Consider the following 15,294-nt stretch of genomic DNA (forward strand, 5'->3'; position numbering starts at 1 on the left):
AGAATAGATAGAGATTATTATGATTTCCAGTCTCTCTAATTACCTACTATAAATTTCATGATACTCCAATATTTAACCATATTAAATTGTACAAAATATCCCATATGTGGTAGAGTTAAACTATACCACATATGGGAGGATGATAATAAATGAATAAAATGTTGCTAGTTACCAAAAAAATCAAAAAGACAATGCTATTGGTACCTTTGCTAGTAATGTCCGCATTTCCTGGAATCGTAGGCGCAGAAGGGCTTTCTACTGAGGAATTAGCAAAACAATCTGTAAGCAATTATTTAGAAGCTGCTCAATCTGGAAATGCTTCTGAAGCCGTAAAATGGGTGATAGATACGAGATTTAATAGTACAGAAGAACAATTACAAGCATATAAGGAATCTGTAAATAGTAATCCATTCTCTGATGTAAGTCTCAAAAGCATTACTCCGGAATCAAACAATACCTTTTCTGCTTTAGTTGAATTAACTAGAAAAGATGATGGGGAAATTAATGAGGTCTCATACCCAGTTATTGAACAGGGGGACAGTTGGAAGGTAGTAATAGATGGTCAAGAAACGATGAGTAAAAAAGTTGATAAATTTATTAAATCAAAAATGAGTGAATCTCAAATTTCTCCTCTAAATTCTGTTCATTTGGGAAGCTATGGACCAGATACCTTTGGTGCAGGTGAAAAAACATATAGTAATCAATTTAATATGACTGCGAACATAGTAGGCATTACTGGATGGCAACATGTAAATGGTCTTATAAAAAAAATCGACGTAAGTTACAGTATCGTGACTAAAAACATTATGAGTGATGAAATACATGGAAGGACTTTTGTTAATGCTTTCACATATTGGAATGGCAGTGCATTTTATGATACAGTATCCACAGATCAGCAGAGAAACAATGTATATCTAAAAGTTATAAACGAGATGTTTAGCAATACTCATATACAGGTAAGAGGTCATGTATACGGAAATTAAAATAGAATGAAAAATCTGGAGGATGTAAAAAAAATTTCTCCAGTTTTTTTTACTTACTAATTTATGGAGGCCCCGTAAATGAGATTATTAAAAGAAAGCTCTAAAAAAGAATTGCTCCGAGATCAGTATGAACAATTATGGTCTGAACTTTTAACTAGTGATGAAGAAAAAGCGGAGAAAATCCTAAAAGAATTAAATTATGATTTGCTTCCCTCTCGCAAAAAAAAAATACACCGTTTTAAAACTCCTCGTACATTGAAAAATACACTGTTACCATTTAAAACTCATCTTACTTGGATTATTCCCTTGTGTGTGATTGCATTATATGTGTTAGCCTATGTACTCTTTATAAGATTATCATTATGGTTAGAATAGTTACCTAGAGGCTTTTTCAGTTTCGTGCTGATCTACAGCAAAGATTTAATCTCACTTTCTAAGTTGCTAATGCAGTCTTTCATCGGGTCTGTCAATAATTTTGTGTAGTGCCTCCGGGCAAGGTCGCTCATTCTAGTGGGTGGAAGTCCCATCGGAATAATGCCTAACCAGCAGTTCCGTAGCTAGTTCTTGGAGGTTAAACGGTAACGCTTAACTTTAAGCGTAGAACGGCAAATTAGCGGGCCGAAAGTGAAAGCTGAAGTGATTGAGCCTCGAAAATACGTGGAGATAGGCCGATGTAGTTACACATACAGAAGGCAATATCGGTTCAAGCGTGATGGTGAGTTTGAATCGGCGCTCCAGGGTCTTAGAGCTTGGCACATTAAGACTGAGAATAAGTGGTAACCCGGGAGAACCTATCTCTTCCTGAAAAAAACAGGTATGCTGTACAAGCAATAACCAAGTAAGGAAGTCAAAAGAATGTCCCAAGTAGCAGTTTACAAGCTTAATTCACTTGTTAAATGAGAAGATGCTACTAGAATGTCATCATGAACTGAAGGGAAATAAAGCAGTTGTTGTAGTCTGTATACGTCTTAGAAGAGGTATGTGTTTTGCCCTTCGAATCCGTCCATGTGACAGTTCTTGTTTTGACATGATAGCCAGTAATCAAAGGATAACTTACTGTCCAGTTACCTTGATCCTCCGCTTTATTACAATCTCCACTGCCCTCATTACCTCCTGCAGAACCCGAATTCACGCTGCAGACTGTGGTAGCAATATTATTCGTCCGGTCTTTGTCTGGATTCTTCTTGTCCGGATCTACATGAACAGAGATATAATATTGGGTTAGGTGGTGAGTCATGGAAGATCGCTTTACTTAGCTTTACCGGAATTATTGTTCTTATAGTAATACTGGGTGCCGTATATATCATTGGGTACAGCAACGTAAAACAGATGTATCGATTGGAAACAACAGGTCAATCCATACTGCAGCTGGAGACCTTATTAAGGGTCATGAACGCTATCTTACAAAATCAAAGCAGCCTCAGGAACTGCTAAAAATGCGTATGGAAAAGGAAGGCTGGACATATATTCAGCAGGATGGATCAGGGTATTTTTTTGAAAGGGATGATCATCAGGGAATTGTGACCATGAGGAAATGGAATCATTTATACGTGGTTTACGATTTGAAAAGTGAAGTGGCTAACCTAGCAGATTAAACGGTAACCCTTCCCCCTATAATGGTCAAGACCCCAATTTAGTGGACATTGGAAAAACCCATAGGCTATAAACTGACGCTGATACTCTATCGGTGTCAGTTTATTTAGTTTTCGTTGCGCTCCTTTTTCGTTTTAGGTCGAATATAAGGGCTTCTTTTATTCGATTGAACTATTGTATTGCCATATAGAAAAGCTCTATTAGTTACCCCGTTGACGGGAAGGCCTAAGGGTTGTAAAGTTAATTCAACACTAATTCATACCAAAACTATAGGAATTATAAGGATATGAAATAATACATTTTAAGAGGTGAATTAAGAGGTGAATTAAGAGGTGGATACATGGGGGGAAATGAGTTCATGAATACAAAAAAATCAAATTTGGGGGAAATCAGAATGAAGAAGCTAAGCATCATAAGTACCGTACTATTACTAGTTGTGTTAATTGCAGGTTGTGGCTCTAACAATAACAATGCAGCTAAGGAAACCACTAAGGCAGAAGGAACAACGGGAAGTGCGGCAGTAGCGGTCAAGAAAATCATTGTAGGAACAGGTACACAGTTCCCTGATGTGTGCTTTATAGATGAGGATGGCAAACTGACAGGCTTTGACGTGGAACTCGTGAAACAAATAGACGAACTATTGCCTGAATATGAATTTGAATTTAAAACGATGGATTTTGGAAATTTACTGCTCAGCCTAGAAACGAATAAAATTGATTTTGTTGCCCATCAAATGGAGAAAAACCCGGAACGTGAAGAGAAATTCCTGTTCAACAAAGAGCCGTACAGCATTTTCTTAACAAAAGTAGCTGTAGCTAAGAATGATACTACGATCCAGTCGATTGCCGATTTGAAAGGTAAAAAGATACTCGTAGGACCGACTAGTAATCAAGCCTATTTCCTTGAGAATTACAATAAAGAAAATAGTGATGCTATTAACATCGTATATTCGAGTGGTGAGGCCAATGATCTCGTAGCTCAGATTGAAGGTAAACGAGTAGATGCTACCTTAACGACTGACTTTGCACTTAAGAACCACTATCCTGGCGCGGACGGTAAGCCGGCTCTAAAAACGGTTGGAGACCCGTTGATTCAATCCAATGTATTGTTCGTATTACGCAAGGATGGTCAGGAATTATCTGACAAGCTAGATGGAGCGATTAAGACGCTGAAAGAAAACGGCGAGCTAGCTAAATTAAGTATTCAATGGTTAGGGGAAGACTTAACGAAAACCTTAGATGAAGAAACGAAATAAGATATTCGATATCAACAATAATCTCAAACAGGGGGTGTAGGTGTGGGCAGAAAATTTGATATTTATTACGTATTGGATTTCCTACCTAAACTACTGTCATATCTGCATATTACCCTGTTCATTGTAGCTTGCTCCATTATGCTTGGGATCGTCATCGGATTTCTGGTGGCGTTACCTAGGCTATACAATGTACCGGTATTAAAAAGAGTCTCGCAAGTCTATGTATCCTTTTTTCGCGGAACACCGATTCTGATTCAATTATTTCTTATCTATTATGGTTTGCCGGAATTGTTAAAGCTGGTAGGTATAGATACTTCGAGGGCAGATGTGCTCCTATTCGTTATATTGACGTATGCGCTACATAGCGGTGCCTTTGTTTCCGAAGCTATCCGAGCGGCAGTTAATGCTGTTGATCGGGGCCAGGTAGAAGCAGCCTATTCAGTGGGTATGAGTGGATATAAGGCATTCACCAGAATTGTACTTCCGCAGGCACTATCGATATCTGTACCGATTCTAGCTAATTTAGTGATTGCTAATTTGAAGGATACTTCCCTTGCCTTTACGTTAGGTGCCATGGAGATGACGGGTAAATCTCAGACACTTGGCTTAGCGACACAGCATTTTTTAGAGACTTATATTGCTTTATCCCTTATATATTTCGTGATCAGTACGGCGCTTGAACGATCATTCTCCTTCATGGAGAGAAGATTACTAAGACATGAGCGACAGGACGTAGATAAAGAACTCGGATGGAAAAGGCTGGTTGGATTACGGCGGAGGCTGATACTCGTATCGAGAAGGGAGGCTGATTCATAGTGCAAATTGATCCATCGTTCATTCTAACGGCCTTGATAAGTTTGCTAAAAGCGCTCCCTACGACGCTGATCATCACGATCGTCTCGGTAAGCATTGGGTTCATCATTGGTGCTACAGTGGCTCTTATTCGAATATACAAAGTACCCGTTCTGCACCCTATCGCTTCTGCGTATGTTCTGTTCGTTCGTGGAACGCCTATGTTGATGCACTTGCTTCTTATCTATTTCGGGCTTCCAAAGCTGATAGATGGCCTATCGGGAGCTTGGGGGTTAGGATTTCAATCCAACTCGATCCCTTTGATCGTATTTGTGTATATTTCTTTTTCTCTAACGGCAGGAGCGTATATGTCGGAGGTCATCAGGGCGGGAATATTGGCGGTTAATCGTGGACAGATGGAAGCAGCTTATTCGATTGGGATGACGACTTCTCAGGCACTGCGTAGAATTGTGCTTCCACAAGCGTTGGCGGTGAGTCTGCCTAACCTATCCAATAACTTAATCGGTATGCTGCATGGATCTACGCTGGCTTTTGCCGTTTCTATAGTGGAGATTAACGCACAAGCACAGATCGTGGCAGCTACAAATTGGAAATTTCTTGAATCCTATATTGCAGCAGCCATACTCTTCTGGGGAATGACCTTTCTGATCGAGAGAGGAACAGCGGTGCTGGAGAAGCGGATCAATATTTATAATCGAGGTGGCGTAGCATGATTAAGCTGACTAATATCTCCAAGTCTTTTGGTAAAAATCAAGTATTACGTCATATCAATCTAACCGTGGACAAAGGGGAAGTGGTTGTTATTCTGGGTCCGAGTGGCTCAGGTAAGACGACTTTGCTTCGTTGTATTAATTATTTAGAGAAACCTAGCGGCGGCCAAATAGAGATCGGTGATTTCAGTCTTGATTATAAACAAGCAAGCAAAAAGGATATTCACAATCTTAGACAAAAATCAGCGATGGTATTTCAACACTACAATCTATTTAAGCATAAGACGGTGTTAGAGAACGTTATGGAAGGGCTTGTCGTTGTTCATAAGTTACCGAAGGAAGAAGCTAAAGAGAAAAGCATTCAAATGCTGGAGAAGGTAGGGCTTGGAGCTAAACTGGATGTCTTTCCTAGCCAACTATCAGGTGGTCAGCAGCAACGTGTTGGGATTGCGCGGGCACTTGCACTTAATCCAGAAGTTATTCTGTTCGATGAGCCCACCTCAGCCCTCGATCCCGAGCTTGTTGGTGAAGTATTGGACGTTATCCGTAAAATTGCCAAGGAAGGCATCACAATGATTGTCGTTACACATGAGATGGGTTTTGCACGTGACGTATCGAATCATGTGGTCTTTATGGATGGCGGTGTCATTGTAGAGGAAGGTCGACCGCAGGACATATTCGGCTCACCGAAAGAAGAACGTACGAAGCAATTCCTGAAGCGTATTACATCGGAATGGAGCTATTCCATATAAGTGCGATGTCGAATATTCCGCTTGTGTTACTTCGAGAGCAATGGATGATTTTTTGAACAACCTCTATAAATGGGGTGGGAGAGGGAGCGAGATTATATGGGTATTAAGTTAAGCATATTAGATCAAAGTCCTGTGTTTGAAGGAGATAGTGCAGCGGATGCATTCCGGCATACGCTGGAGTTAGTCCAAGTCGCAGAGGCATGGGGTTACCATAGGTTCTGGGTATCGGAGCATCATGATTCGGATCAAGTCGTGGGATCTTCGCCTGAAGTACTCATCTCCTATCTACTGGCCAGAACAGAATCGATTCGTATTGGTTCAGGGGGGATTATGCTCCAGCATTATAGTCCTTATAAAGTAGCAGAGAATTTCAATATTCTAGCAACGCTCGCCCCAGGAAGAGTAGACCTAGGGATCGGGAGAGCCCCGGGCGGACTTCCACGTTCCACGAAGGCACTTCAGCATGGGGTGGTAGATGCTCCCTCTTTGGAACATAAGTTGCAAGAGCTTGAGCAATACGTGTATAACCAGTTGGATGACAATCATCCCCATGCTGGACTTCGTGCGACACCTATTCCGGAGCAGCCTGCGGATATTTATCTACTGGGTGCTAGCGTCGCTAGCGCTGAATCCGCTGCCGAGTTAGGACTTCCGTACGTGTTTGCTCAATTTATTAATAGTGACCCCGAGATCGTTCGCGATGCTTTATTGAACTATCGAAGCCAATTTAATTATAATAAAGGAAGACAACCTCAGCTTATGCTCGCACTCTCAGCCATTATCGCCGATACGGATGAGGAAGCGAAGGCATTAGCAGGTGATCACAAACTGTTCAAGGTACATTTGGATAGTGGCAAGAGCGTTACAGTGGGTACACTAGAGCAAGCAGAGAAGTACGGTAAACAAGCTGATGAACCTTATCGCATTGAAGTTAAAGATGCAGAAATTACAAAAGGTACGAAGGAAACCGTACGTCAATACTTACTTGGATTACAACAACAATATGGCATAGAGGAGTTTATCGTTACGACAGCATTAAAGGATTTCTCCAAGCGGATTCATTCCTATAAGCTGCTTAAGGAAGCTTTCTCAGAAGTGCTAGTAGAGGGTGAACAGTAATGTTAGAGCAACAATTAATCGAGATGAGACGTCATCTACATCTAAATCCTGAATTATCCCATGAAGAGTTCGAAACAACGAAGTCAATCCGGGGGTGGTTAGAGGAAGCAGAAATTAAGATCGTTGATTATTCATTGGCCACAGGAATTATTGCCGAAGTAGGCGGTCATCAAGGTGGACCCATCATCGCTATCCGAGCGGACATAGATGCCCTACCTATTCAAGAAGAGACGGGGCTATCATATGCCTCTCTAATTCCTGGAAAAATGCATGCGTGTGGTCACGATTTTCATACCTCTGCTATCGTGGGTACTGCTTTGTTACTGAAGCAGAAGGAGCATGAACTAAAGGGGACCGTTCGATTTATTTTTCAACCGGCAGAGGAGAAGGCGCAAGGGGCTAACTTGGTCATTCAGAGCGGGGCGCTCGAAGGCGTGCAAGCCATCTTTGGAATGCATAATAAACCAGACTTACCTGTAGGAACTATCGGGATTAAATCAGGTGCACTTATGGCGGCTGCAGATGGTTTCGTGGTCGAAGTGAATGGCGTAGGCACGCATGCAGCCGTTCCAGAGGCGGGCGTAGATCCGATTGTGACAGCATCATATATCGTAACTGCATTGCAATCTATTGTTAGTCGTAATGTGAGTTCTTTACAGAGTGCCGTGGTAAGTGTAACTCGTATTCATAGTGGAACGTCTTGGAACGTTATTTCAGATAAAGCGATTCTTGATGGAACCATCCGAACCTTTGACGAGGGAGTAAGGTCTCGCGTCCTAGAGCGGTTTAAGCAGGTTGTAGATGGCGTAGCTGCTGCTTATGGAACGACTGCAAGTGTGAAGGTTGTTGCAGGTCCACCATCGGTACATAATGATAGCTCGCTGGAGCAACTTACGATCGATGCCGCTCATAGCGTGGGACTAGAAGTCATTGCGGTAGCGCCTTCTCCTGCTGGAGAGGATTTTGCCTTTTATCAGAAGGAGATTCCGGGGTTCTTCGTGTTCATGGGAACGTCGGGTCCACGGGAGTGGCATCACCCTTCGTTTGATATAGATGAGCGGGCTTTACCCCTTAGTGCACAGTATTTCGCGAACTTGGCGGAAAGAGCCATTCAACAGTTGTTAATCACCGATTAGAATACATGGAATTAGGATAGGAGGGGATTCTCATTCGCACGTTATACGACGTCATTGTCGTCGGGGCGGGGTCGATGGGCATGAGTGCAGGGTACCATCTGGCTAAACAGGGCGTACGTACACTGCTCATTGATACCTTTGATCCTCCACATCAGGAGGGAAGCCATCATGGGGAACCACGGTTAATCAGACATGCTTACCATGGTGGCCCAGCTTATGTATCGATGGCTCTCCGAGCGCACAAACTTTGGAATGAGTTAGAAGATGCAACAGAATCCTCGTTACTTGTTCAATCCGGTGTATTGAATATGTCATCTTCCAAAGTGTATTCATATGAAGAGCGCCTGAAAGATTCGCTGCAATTCGGAGTTCCGATAGAACTACTAGATGCAGATGAAATCGCAAAGCGGTGGCCAGGTATCCGGCTTCCAGAGGATTTCGCCGGAATGTATGAACCGGAGGCTGGATATTTATTCAGTGAGAAATGCGTGGGAGCCTACCGTCAGTTGGCATTGGCAGCCGGAGCAACGTTGTTACCCTATACGCGGGTTGAATCCATTGGTGCAGATCATAGTGGAGTGTCTGTATACACACAGCATGGTGTATTTCATGCAGAGAAGGCCATTTTAAGTGCAGGGGCATGGTTTAAGACATTGGAACCGTTCATCACATTGCCGATCCAATCCGTTCGTAAGGTTGTGGGCTGGTTTCAGAGTGAGTCGCCGCTCTTTGATGCAGGAGACTTTCCCGGCTTTACACTTGGGACGGTAGAGGGTGGATTCTACGGATTCCCAAGTATCGGGGGAGCCGGAGTCAAGATTGGCCGCCATGATCAAGGGGTACTATGGCAGCCTGGAGAACCGATTGAGCCGTTCGGAACTTATGCCGATGATGAAGCCGATCTGCGTCGCGCACTGGAGACTTACATGCCAGCAGCAGCGGGTAAACTCATTCGTGGTGCAGTATGTAAATACGAGATGACACCAGATGAGGACTTCATAATAGATCACCACCCCGCGTATCCTAACATTCTGTTAGCAGGTGGATTCTCAGGCCACGGCTTCAAATTCTCCAGTGTCGTAGGAGAGATTCTATCGGATCTGATTATGAAGCAGGAGACGACGCAGGACATTAGTCCATTTGCGATATCTCGATTTAGTAATCCTGTGTAAGATTTGACTTGAAGCGTAAGCCGTTACTTTTAACGGCTTACGCTTTTTTTGGAATATACGAAAGATAGGTTTTCACTGTGCTTTGATTATCTTTCTACGAGAAACAGTTACCGTCCCTTTAAGGACGAAGCTGTTCCTTTTTGATGGTTACACTAAAAGGGAATATAACTTCAAAACCTTTACTTTTGGTAACTTGGGATAATATAGCAAAAAAGGGGGCGCACCTATGAATTTAGAAACAATAAATGAATTGATAGAGTGTACACGTAGGGAGTTAAATAGACTAGCTAGTATCTATGGCATTATAGATGAAAGAGTATTGAATAAATCTATGGAGTTAGATGAGATTATCAATCTTTATATTCGGAATAAAAGGCTGGTAGGCCTAGGGTATAGGGATATGAATACAGTAAAGTATGAAATGGAATATTCGATGTAAATGTCATGTCTTTTAATCTATATCATGCTGTTCGCCCATACATATGTTTATGAATTAGGATCTTGTGACAAGTCCTCTTGAAGCCTTTTTGAGAACGTACAAGAGTTAATCATAAATCGGAAATATACAAGGAAATAATATAATCAGTTTTATGGTAGTACCCATAAGGTCCGTCGTTTATAAAACGGGAAATATGGGTACTATTTTTTTGGATTTATATTTTATTGAGAATAACAGGAATTAACTCAGCTAAGGTGACATTAACAAATTAGAGTGACGATAAGCATGCTTTGTCCGGGAAAGAGAATCCGCCGCATAAATCAAGTTATGATGTTATCGCCTTACTATAGATTGCCGCTAATTTAGTCGATGTTTGGCTCCAGGTGAAATGTTGAAGCACATCGTTGCGTCCATTAGCACTCAGTTTATCTCTTTGTGTGGGGTTTTTGGCTAAGCGTATTAGATAATAAGCGAACTCACTTGGTTTCTGATAACGATCTACAAGGTAGCCATTGTGTTCGTGTTTCACCACTTCTTGAATTCCACCAATTCGTGAAGCAATAACCGGAACACCTGAAGCCATCGCTTCCACATTGACGAGGCCGAAGGCCTCGTGTTTCTGCGAGGGGCAGACGAAACAGTCGGCTGCGCGATATATTTTGTGAATCTTTTCGTGCGACTTTTTGCCAGTAAACGTAATGGGGACGCCTAATTTATAAGCTTGAAGCCTCAACCGTCGAATATAGGAAGGATTACCTTTCCCCACAATGATGAGATGAATAGGCGTATGCTTCCGTACGAGATGAGCAGCCTTAATGAGGACAGGTACGCCCTTTCGTGGAATGACTCTGCCAACGAATAGGATCGTGAAGGCCCTACGGATTCGATAATGTCGTTTGGATGCCTTTTGCTCAGACCTTGTCGCTGGACGGAAACGGGAGGTATCTACACCAAGCTCAACGGTATGAATTTTGCTAGCGATATCAGGGAATCTAGAAGTTAATTTTTGTTGTAATGAGCTGCTATTAGCAATGATAAGATCTGCTTTTCTTAAGTTGTTCGTCATTTCAGCAGTATTGGGTACAAAAGTTAAGGAATGCAGGAAGATGGAGACGAGTGTACGAGGGAATTCCTTTTTTATTTGAGCCATATAGCTAGGACGGTTATCCACTTGGATGAAGTCGAATGATTTGCCCTTCATATAATGAAGGACGGAAGCAATGTAAGTCTTAGCACTTCCTGAGGTCACACGCACAATGGTCACATTGCTGATATGGCTCTGAAGTGGGAGCGGATAAGATCGTTTACTAATGATGGTTACTTTGTGTTGCAATGCAAGTTGCTTGGCTATGGAGAGAATACATATTTCTACAGAGCCACTTCCTGGAACGGGAATCTGTTCTGGTGCAACAATGAGTATGTGCACAGCCTTTCCTCCTATCGGGCCTTAAGGACCAACCACTCTCCTTTAACGTATGTTGGCTCCTTCGAAAATGTACGCTCCCACACCCTATTTTCTCTTAAATGTGTGAATTATAGCCGTTGAATGTCTCGACCCAAAAGCTTGGATTTGAATAGAATGTATGGATTGTCGCTTAGACGGTAGATTCATCATATTCGTTCACAGGGGAGAGGTAGGGAATGAAGGTGAAAAAGGCGGAGAAGGGAACGAAGGTGGATAGAGTAAATAATGAACTAAATGTGCAGAAGGCGAAAAAGGTGAAGAAGCTAAAAAAAGGAAACAAAGTAATTAGGGCACAGAATGGAGTTAAGGCGAAGCGACTTCGGACAATTACAAGTAAATGGGTTAAAACAAAGGTGTTGCTACGTCATCCTCGAATTAGTTGCTATATTCCAGAGACTGTGAAATTGACGAATATTAGCTTAAGGCAAATGTTAAATAAATATAACATGGTCTATATTAAACCAGAGCGTGGAACGTATGGTAACGGAGTCATTCGGGCCGAATGGGTGAAAGATGGAAATAAGGGGTCTTATTATAAATATCAAGTGGGTACAGTCGTAAGAAAGTTTAATACTTATGAAGCATTCTATGCGGCTCTATGCCAGTATAAGAAGGGCAGAAGTTATCTTGTTCAGATGGGTATCTATCTATTGAAATATCAGAAGCGAAGATTCGATATTCGGGTCATGGTTCAACGGAGTCCGGTGAGAAAATGGGAAGCAACGGGCATTATAGGAAGAGTAGCTCATCCAGGTAAAATAGTAACTAATTATCATAGTGGAGGAACACCGATGGCTATGGAGAAGCTATTAGCCCCTCATCTATCTGTCATTGAGCAGCGAAAAGTTCTGAATCAGATGTCTCAATTAGGTGTTACGATCGGCGAGGCCCTTCAGCAGAAATATCCTAATTTCAGGCAGATAGGTGTCGATATTGGGCTAGACCTAAATATGAAGCCATGGATTATTGAAGTGAATACGAACCCAGATCCGTATATTTTCAATAAACTTGCAAATAAAACGATGTATCGTAAAGTCATGAAATATCGAAAGTTTAATGGTTAGAGTGGAGGAGCCGAGATTCTAATGACTCGGCTTTTTTGTTGATCGCTCACCTGCGGAGAGACATTCAGAATTTGTGGATTGTGCATTGGAGCACCTTCATTATTTATTGGAATTCACCTGCCGTATTTCTGGTATCTTATTTTAATCAATAAGTAAATCGTGAATCAAAAGATATCTGATAGCAACAGCAAGTGTAAGAGTGATCCGGCATCTTAGCGATCTTTTTGCATGCAAATGGAAGGAATTGTATAGTCATTCATAGAATAATATACTAAGGATACATTCGAGGGTAGGAAGGTGAGGCGTTTTTGGTATGGACGAGACAGGAGAACCCGTAATATCAATACGAAGTTTAGCTATGAATTATGGTGACAAACCTGTGCTGAGGTGGATTAATCTTGATGTATTCAAAGGACAGATTATTGGATATATAGGTCCTAACGGCGCTGGAAAGAGCACTACAGTGAAGATTCTATTGGGTCTTATACAGGGATATATTGGAGAAGTGAAGATACTAGGAAGAGATATTTCAGACGGTGATGTTGAATATAAAAGAAGGATTGGATACGTACCAGAGGTCGCAGATATATATGAAAGTCTGACGGCTCAGGAGTATTTAACATTCATAGCGCAATTATATGGAATGAATTATAGTAAAGCCAACCATAAAGCAGAACAACTGATGATAAGTTTCGGATTAGAATCCGTGTATTCTTCGAGGGTATCCTCCTTCTCGAAGGGGATGAAGCAGAAGGTACTCTTAATCTCAAGCCTAATACATAATCCGGATATCCTGTTCTTAGATGAACCTCTAAGTGGCTTGGATGCTAACAGCGTCATTGTTGTGAAAGAAATACTTGCTTGCTTAGCAGCTCAAGGGAAAACAATCTTTTATTCGTCGCACATGATGGATGTAGTGGAGAAGATTAGTAACCGTATTGTTCTTCTGAATGATGGGCAAATCATTGCCGACGGAAGCTTCCACCAGCTACAGGAGAAATCGAAGGAAGGGTCACTAGAGCAAATATTTAATGAATTAACTGGCTTTCATGATCATAAAGAGAAGGCTGAACAATTCGTATCTATCGTTCAAGAGGTGTAATCAATGAAGGATTTCACAACATTGAAGATGTTAGATCGCTTTCGTATCCTTTTTGAGAAATTAGGTATCGACTACGTCATTATGAGAAGAATACTACACATTAAACTGACGATGGATGGTCGGAGAGTCTCAACTGTCATGGCGAATTCAGGATCTCTGTCTAAGAATGAAGATAAGAATAAGTTCCTTCAATCATTGTGGTTATATATGATTATGGGCGTGATCGTATTGACGCCACTGGTGTTATTGGGGCAAGGTTTTATTTTTAAAATGAGTCTGGTATTTGGAATTCTTATGTTCATGATCATGACCTCGCTTATATCGGACTTCTCATCTGTGCTGCTTGATATACGTGATAAGAATATATTAGATTCTAAGCCTGTAAATTCACGAACCATTCATGCAGCGAAGATGATCCACATTTCCATCTACTTAATGTTTATTACAGGATCGCTCACACTGGTGCCATTAATCGCTGGATCGTTCAAGTTTGGGATTGGATTTTTCCTCCTGTTCTTAATAGAGATTATCCTCATGGATGTCTTTATAGTGGTCGTAACAGCTCTTTTCTATTTGTTCGTTCTTCGTTTCTTTAATGGTGAGAAGTTAAAGGATATGATCAATTATGTACAGATTGCTCTAACGCTTGTCATAACAATAGGTTACCAACTCATTTCGCGATTATTTAATGTTTTAGATTTTCAAATCGTATTTGAAGGGAACTGGTGGCAGTATTTTATCCCTCCACTTTGGTTCGCAGCTCCGTTTGAGATGTTGATTCAAGGGGATGTACGCGTAGCATTTATTCTATTCTCTTTGTTATCCGTGGTTGTGCCTATTGTGGCTATTATGATCTATGTGAGACTTATGCCGTCTTTTGAGCATTATCTACAGAAGTTGACGGATAGCAGTATACCTAAAAGTAGAAAATGGTTCAGTGGATGGGGCAATATTTCTCATATCATTTGTAAGAGTTCAGAAGAAAGATTATTCTTTCGATTTACATCTGACATGATGCGCAATGAACGTGATTTCAAGCTGAAGGTGTATCCTTCTTTAGGATTTTCTCTTATCTTTCCTTTTATCTTTCTTTTTAATGGTTTGCAAAGTGAAGGACTAGAGGGCATTTCCTCTGGAAGAATGTATCTTTTTATATATTTTATGGCTACACTGATACCCTCAACGTTAATGATGCTGAAATTTTCTGTGAATTACAAGGGAGCCTGGTTGTATCGAACGATGCCGTTCCAAGATGCAGCTGGCATCTTCAAAGGTAGCATTAAGGCATGCCTAGTTAAATTGATAATGCCGTTATTCGTTCTAGAGAGTATTGTGTTCCTTTGGATTTTTGGATTTCGTATCATACCCGACTTGCTTGCTATATCGTTAACTGTAGGGATCTACGTGCTTATTAGCTTTGCTGTATTAAGAAAGGCGCTACCTTTCTCTGAACCCTATCAGGCAACTCAAAGTAATGAGGGGCTAAAGGTATTCTTTCTAATCCTCGTTCTAGCGTTATTTGCCGGAATACACTTGTTATTCACTACGTTGAATTATGGGGTTTACATCTATATGATATTACTTATTATGGGTAATATTATAGGATGGAGAAAGGCTTTCACAACAATTCCTATTTCATCCTTTTGATTATCTGTTTCATAAGTAGTACATTAATAAGGGAGTAATTAAGG

The 15,294-nt window shown here is 41.3% G+C and carries 16 protein-coding genes; 14 read left to right on the top strand and 2 right to left on the bottom strand.

From position 1 onward, the window contains the following. Positions 1 to 149 precede the first annotated feature (149 nt). Entirely contained in the window at positions 150 to 983 is an 834-nt protein-coding gene (locus J2T13_RS16390; protein ID WP_429373146.1) for a hypothetical protein, read from the top strand. A 78-nt stretch (positions 984 to 1,061) separates the two neighbouring features. After that, positions 1,062 to 1,358, top strand: coding sequence for a hypothetical protein (locus J2T13_RS16395; protein ID WP_429373147.1), 297 nt, complete (start codon positions 1,062 to 1,064; stop codon positions 1,356 to 1,358). A gap of 535 nt (positions 1,359 to 1,893) precedes the next feature. On the opposite strand, the gene J2T13_RS16400 is transcribed toward J2T13_RS16395, so the two are convergent. After that, positions 1,894 to 2,220 (bottom strand): hypothetical protein, encoded by a 327-nt coding sequence (locus J2T13_RS16400; RefSeq protein ID WP_429373149.1) that lies wholly within the window; start codon positions 2,218 to 2,220, stop codon positions 1,894 to 1,896. A gap of 199 nt (positions 2,221 to 2,419) precedes the next feature. Between J2T13_RS16400 and J2T13_RS16405 the strand changes: the two genes are divergently transcribed. The 9 genes from J2T13_RS16405 (at position 2,420) to J2T13_RS16445 (ending at position 9,972) form a co-directional block, all read left to right on the top strand. Next, positions 2,420 to 2,578 (top strand): type II toxin-antitoxin system HicA family toxin, encoded by a 159-nt coding sequence (locus tag J2T13_RS16405; RefSeq protein WP_429373150.1) that lies wholly within the window; start codon positions 2,420 to 2,422, stop codon positions 2,576 to 2,578. Between the two features lie 392 nt (positions 2,579 to 2,970). Continuing rightward, positions 2,971 to 3,831 (top strand): transporter substrate-binding domain-containing protein, encoded by an 861-nt coding sequence (locus J2T13_RS16410; protein WP_429373271.1) that lies wholly within the window; start codon positions 2,971 to 2,973, stop codon positions 3,829 to 3,831. A gap of 42 nt (positions 3,832 to 3,873) precedes the next feature. Next, positions 3,874 to 4,647, top strand: a complete 774-nt coding sequence (locus J2T13_RS16415; protein WP_429373152.1) for an amino acid ABC transporter permease — start codon at positions 3,874 to 3,876, stop codon at positions 4,645 to 4,647. Next, a complete protein-coding gene (locus J2T13_RS16420; RefSeq protein WP_429373154.1) occupies positions 4,647 to 5,357 on the top strand; it encodes an amino acid ABC transporter permease in 711 nt (236 codons plus the stop codon). The genes J2T13_RS16415 and J2T13_RS16420 overlap by 1 nt, the downstream gene beginning before the upstream one ends. Further along, positions 5,354 to 6,106: an amino acid ABC transporter ATP-binding protein gene (locus J2T13_RS16425; protein WP_429373156.1), complete on the top strand. Its 753-nt coding sequence runs from the start codon at positions 5,354 to 5,356 to the stop codon at positions 6,104 to 6,106. The genes J2T13_RS16420 and J2T13_RS16425 overlap by 4 nt, the downstream gene beginning before the upstream one ends. Positions 6,107 to 6,202: 96 nt before the next feature. Then, positions 6,203 to 7,225 (top strand): LLM class flavin-dependent oxidoreductase, encoded by a 1,023-nt coding sequence (locus tag J2T13_RS16430; protein ID WP_429373158.1) that lies wholly within the window; start codon positions 6,203 to 6,205, stop codon positions 7,223 to 7,225. Then, positions 7,225 to 8,361, top strand: coding sequence for a M20 peptidase aminoacylase family protein (locus J2T13_RS16435; protein WP_429373160.1), 1,137 nt, complete (start codon positions 7,225 to 7,227; stop codon positions 8,359 to 8,361). Before J2T13_RS16430 ends, J2T13_RS16435 begins: the two co-directional genes overlap by 1 nt. Positions 8,362 to 8,387: 26 nt before the next feature. Beyond that, the gene (gene solA, locus J2T13_RS16440; RefSeq protein ID WP_429373273.1) at positions 8,388 to 9,533 is read left to right on the top strand and encodes an N-methyl-L-tryptophan oxidase; all 1,146 of its coding nucleotides are present in this window, start codon (positions 8,388 to 8,390) and stop codon (positions 9,531 to 9,533) included. Positions 9,534 to 9,759: 226 nt separating this feature from the next. Further along, positions 9,760 to 9,972, top strand: coding sequence for a Spo0E family sporulation regulatory protein-aspartic acid phosphatase (locus J2T13_RS16445; protein ID WP_429373162.1), 213 nt, complete (start codon positions 9,760 to 9,762; stop codon positions 9,970 to 9,972). A 325-nt stretch (positions 9,973 to 10,297) separates the two neighbouring features. Here J2T13_RS16445 and J2T13_RS16450 read toward each other — a convergent pair whose 3' ends face one another. Then, positions 10,298 to 11,398 carry a glycosyltransferase family 4 protein gene (locus J2T13_RS16450; RefSeq protein ID WP_429373164.1) on the bottom strand — a complete coding sequence of 367 codons (1,101 nt, stop codon included), beginning with the start codon at positions 11,396 to 11,398 and terminating at the stop codon, positions 10,298 to 10,300. 215 nt (positions 11,399 to 11,613) lie between these two features. Between J2T13_RS16450 and J2T13_RS16455 the strand changes: the two genes are divergently transcribed. The 3 genes from J2T13_RS16455 to J2T13_RS16465 all read left to right on the top strand — a co-directional run bounded on the left by J2T13_RS16455 (position 11,614) and on the right by J2T13_RS16465 (position 15,250). Beyond that, positions 11,614 to 12,501 carry a YheC/YheD family protein gene (locus J2T13_RS16455; protein ID WP_429373166.1) on the top strand — a complete coding sequence of 296 codons (888 nt, stop codon included), beginning with the start codon at positions 11,614 to 11,616 and terminating at the stop codon, positions 12,499 to 12,501. 313 nt (positions 12,502 to 12,814) lie between these two features. Then, positions 12,815 to 13,603 (top strand): ABC transporter ATP-binding protein, encoded by a 789-nt coding sequence (locus J2T13_RS16460; RefSeq protein ID WP_429373168.1) that lies wholly within the window; start codon positions 12,815 to 12,817, stop codon positions 13,601 to 13,603. Between the two features lie 3 nt (positions 13,604 to 13,606). After that, positions 13,607 to 15,250 (top strand): hypothetical protein, encoded by a 1,644-nt coding sequence (locus J2T13_RS16465; protein WP_429373170.1) that lies wholly within the window; start codon positions 13,607 to 13,609, stop codon positions 15,248 to 15,250. Positions 15,251 to 15,294 lie beyond the last annotated feature (44 nt).

It is taken from the genome of Paenibacillus sp. DS2015, assembly GCF_050433705.1.
Taxonomy (GTDB): Bacteria; Bacillota; Bacilli; order Paenibacillales; family Paenibacillaceae; genus Paenibacillus_AQ.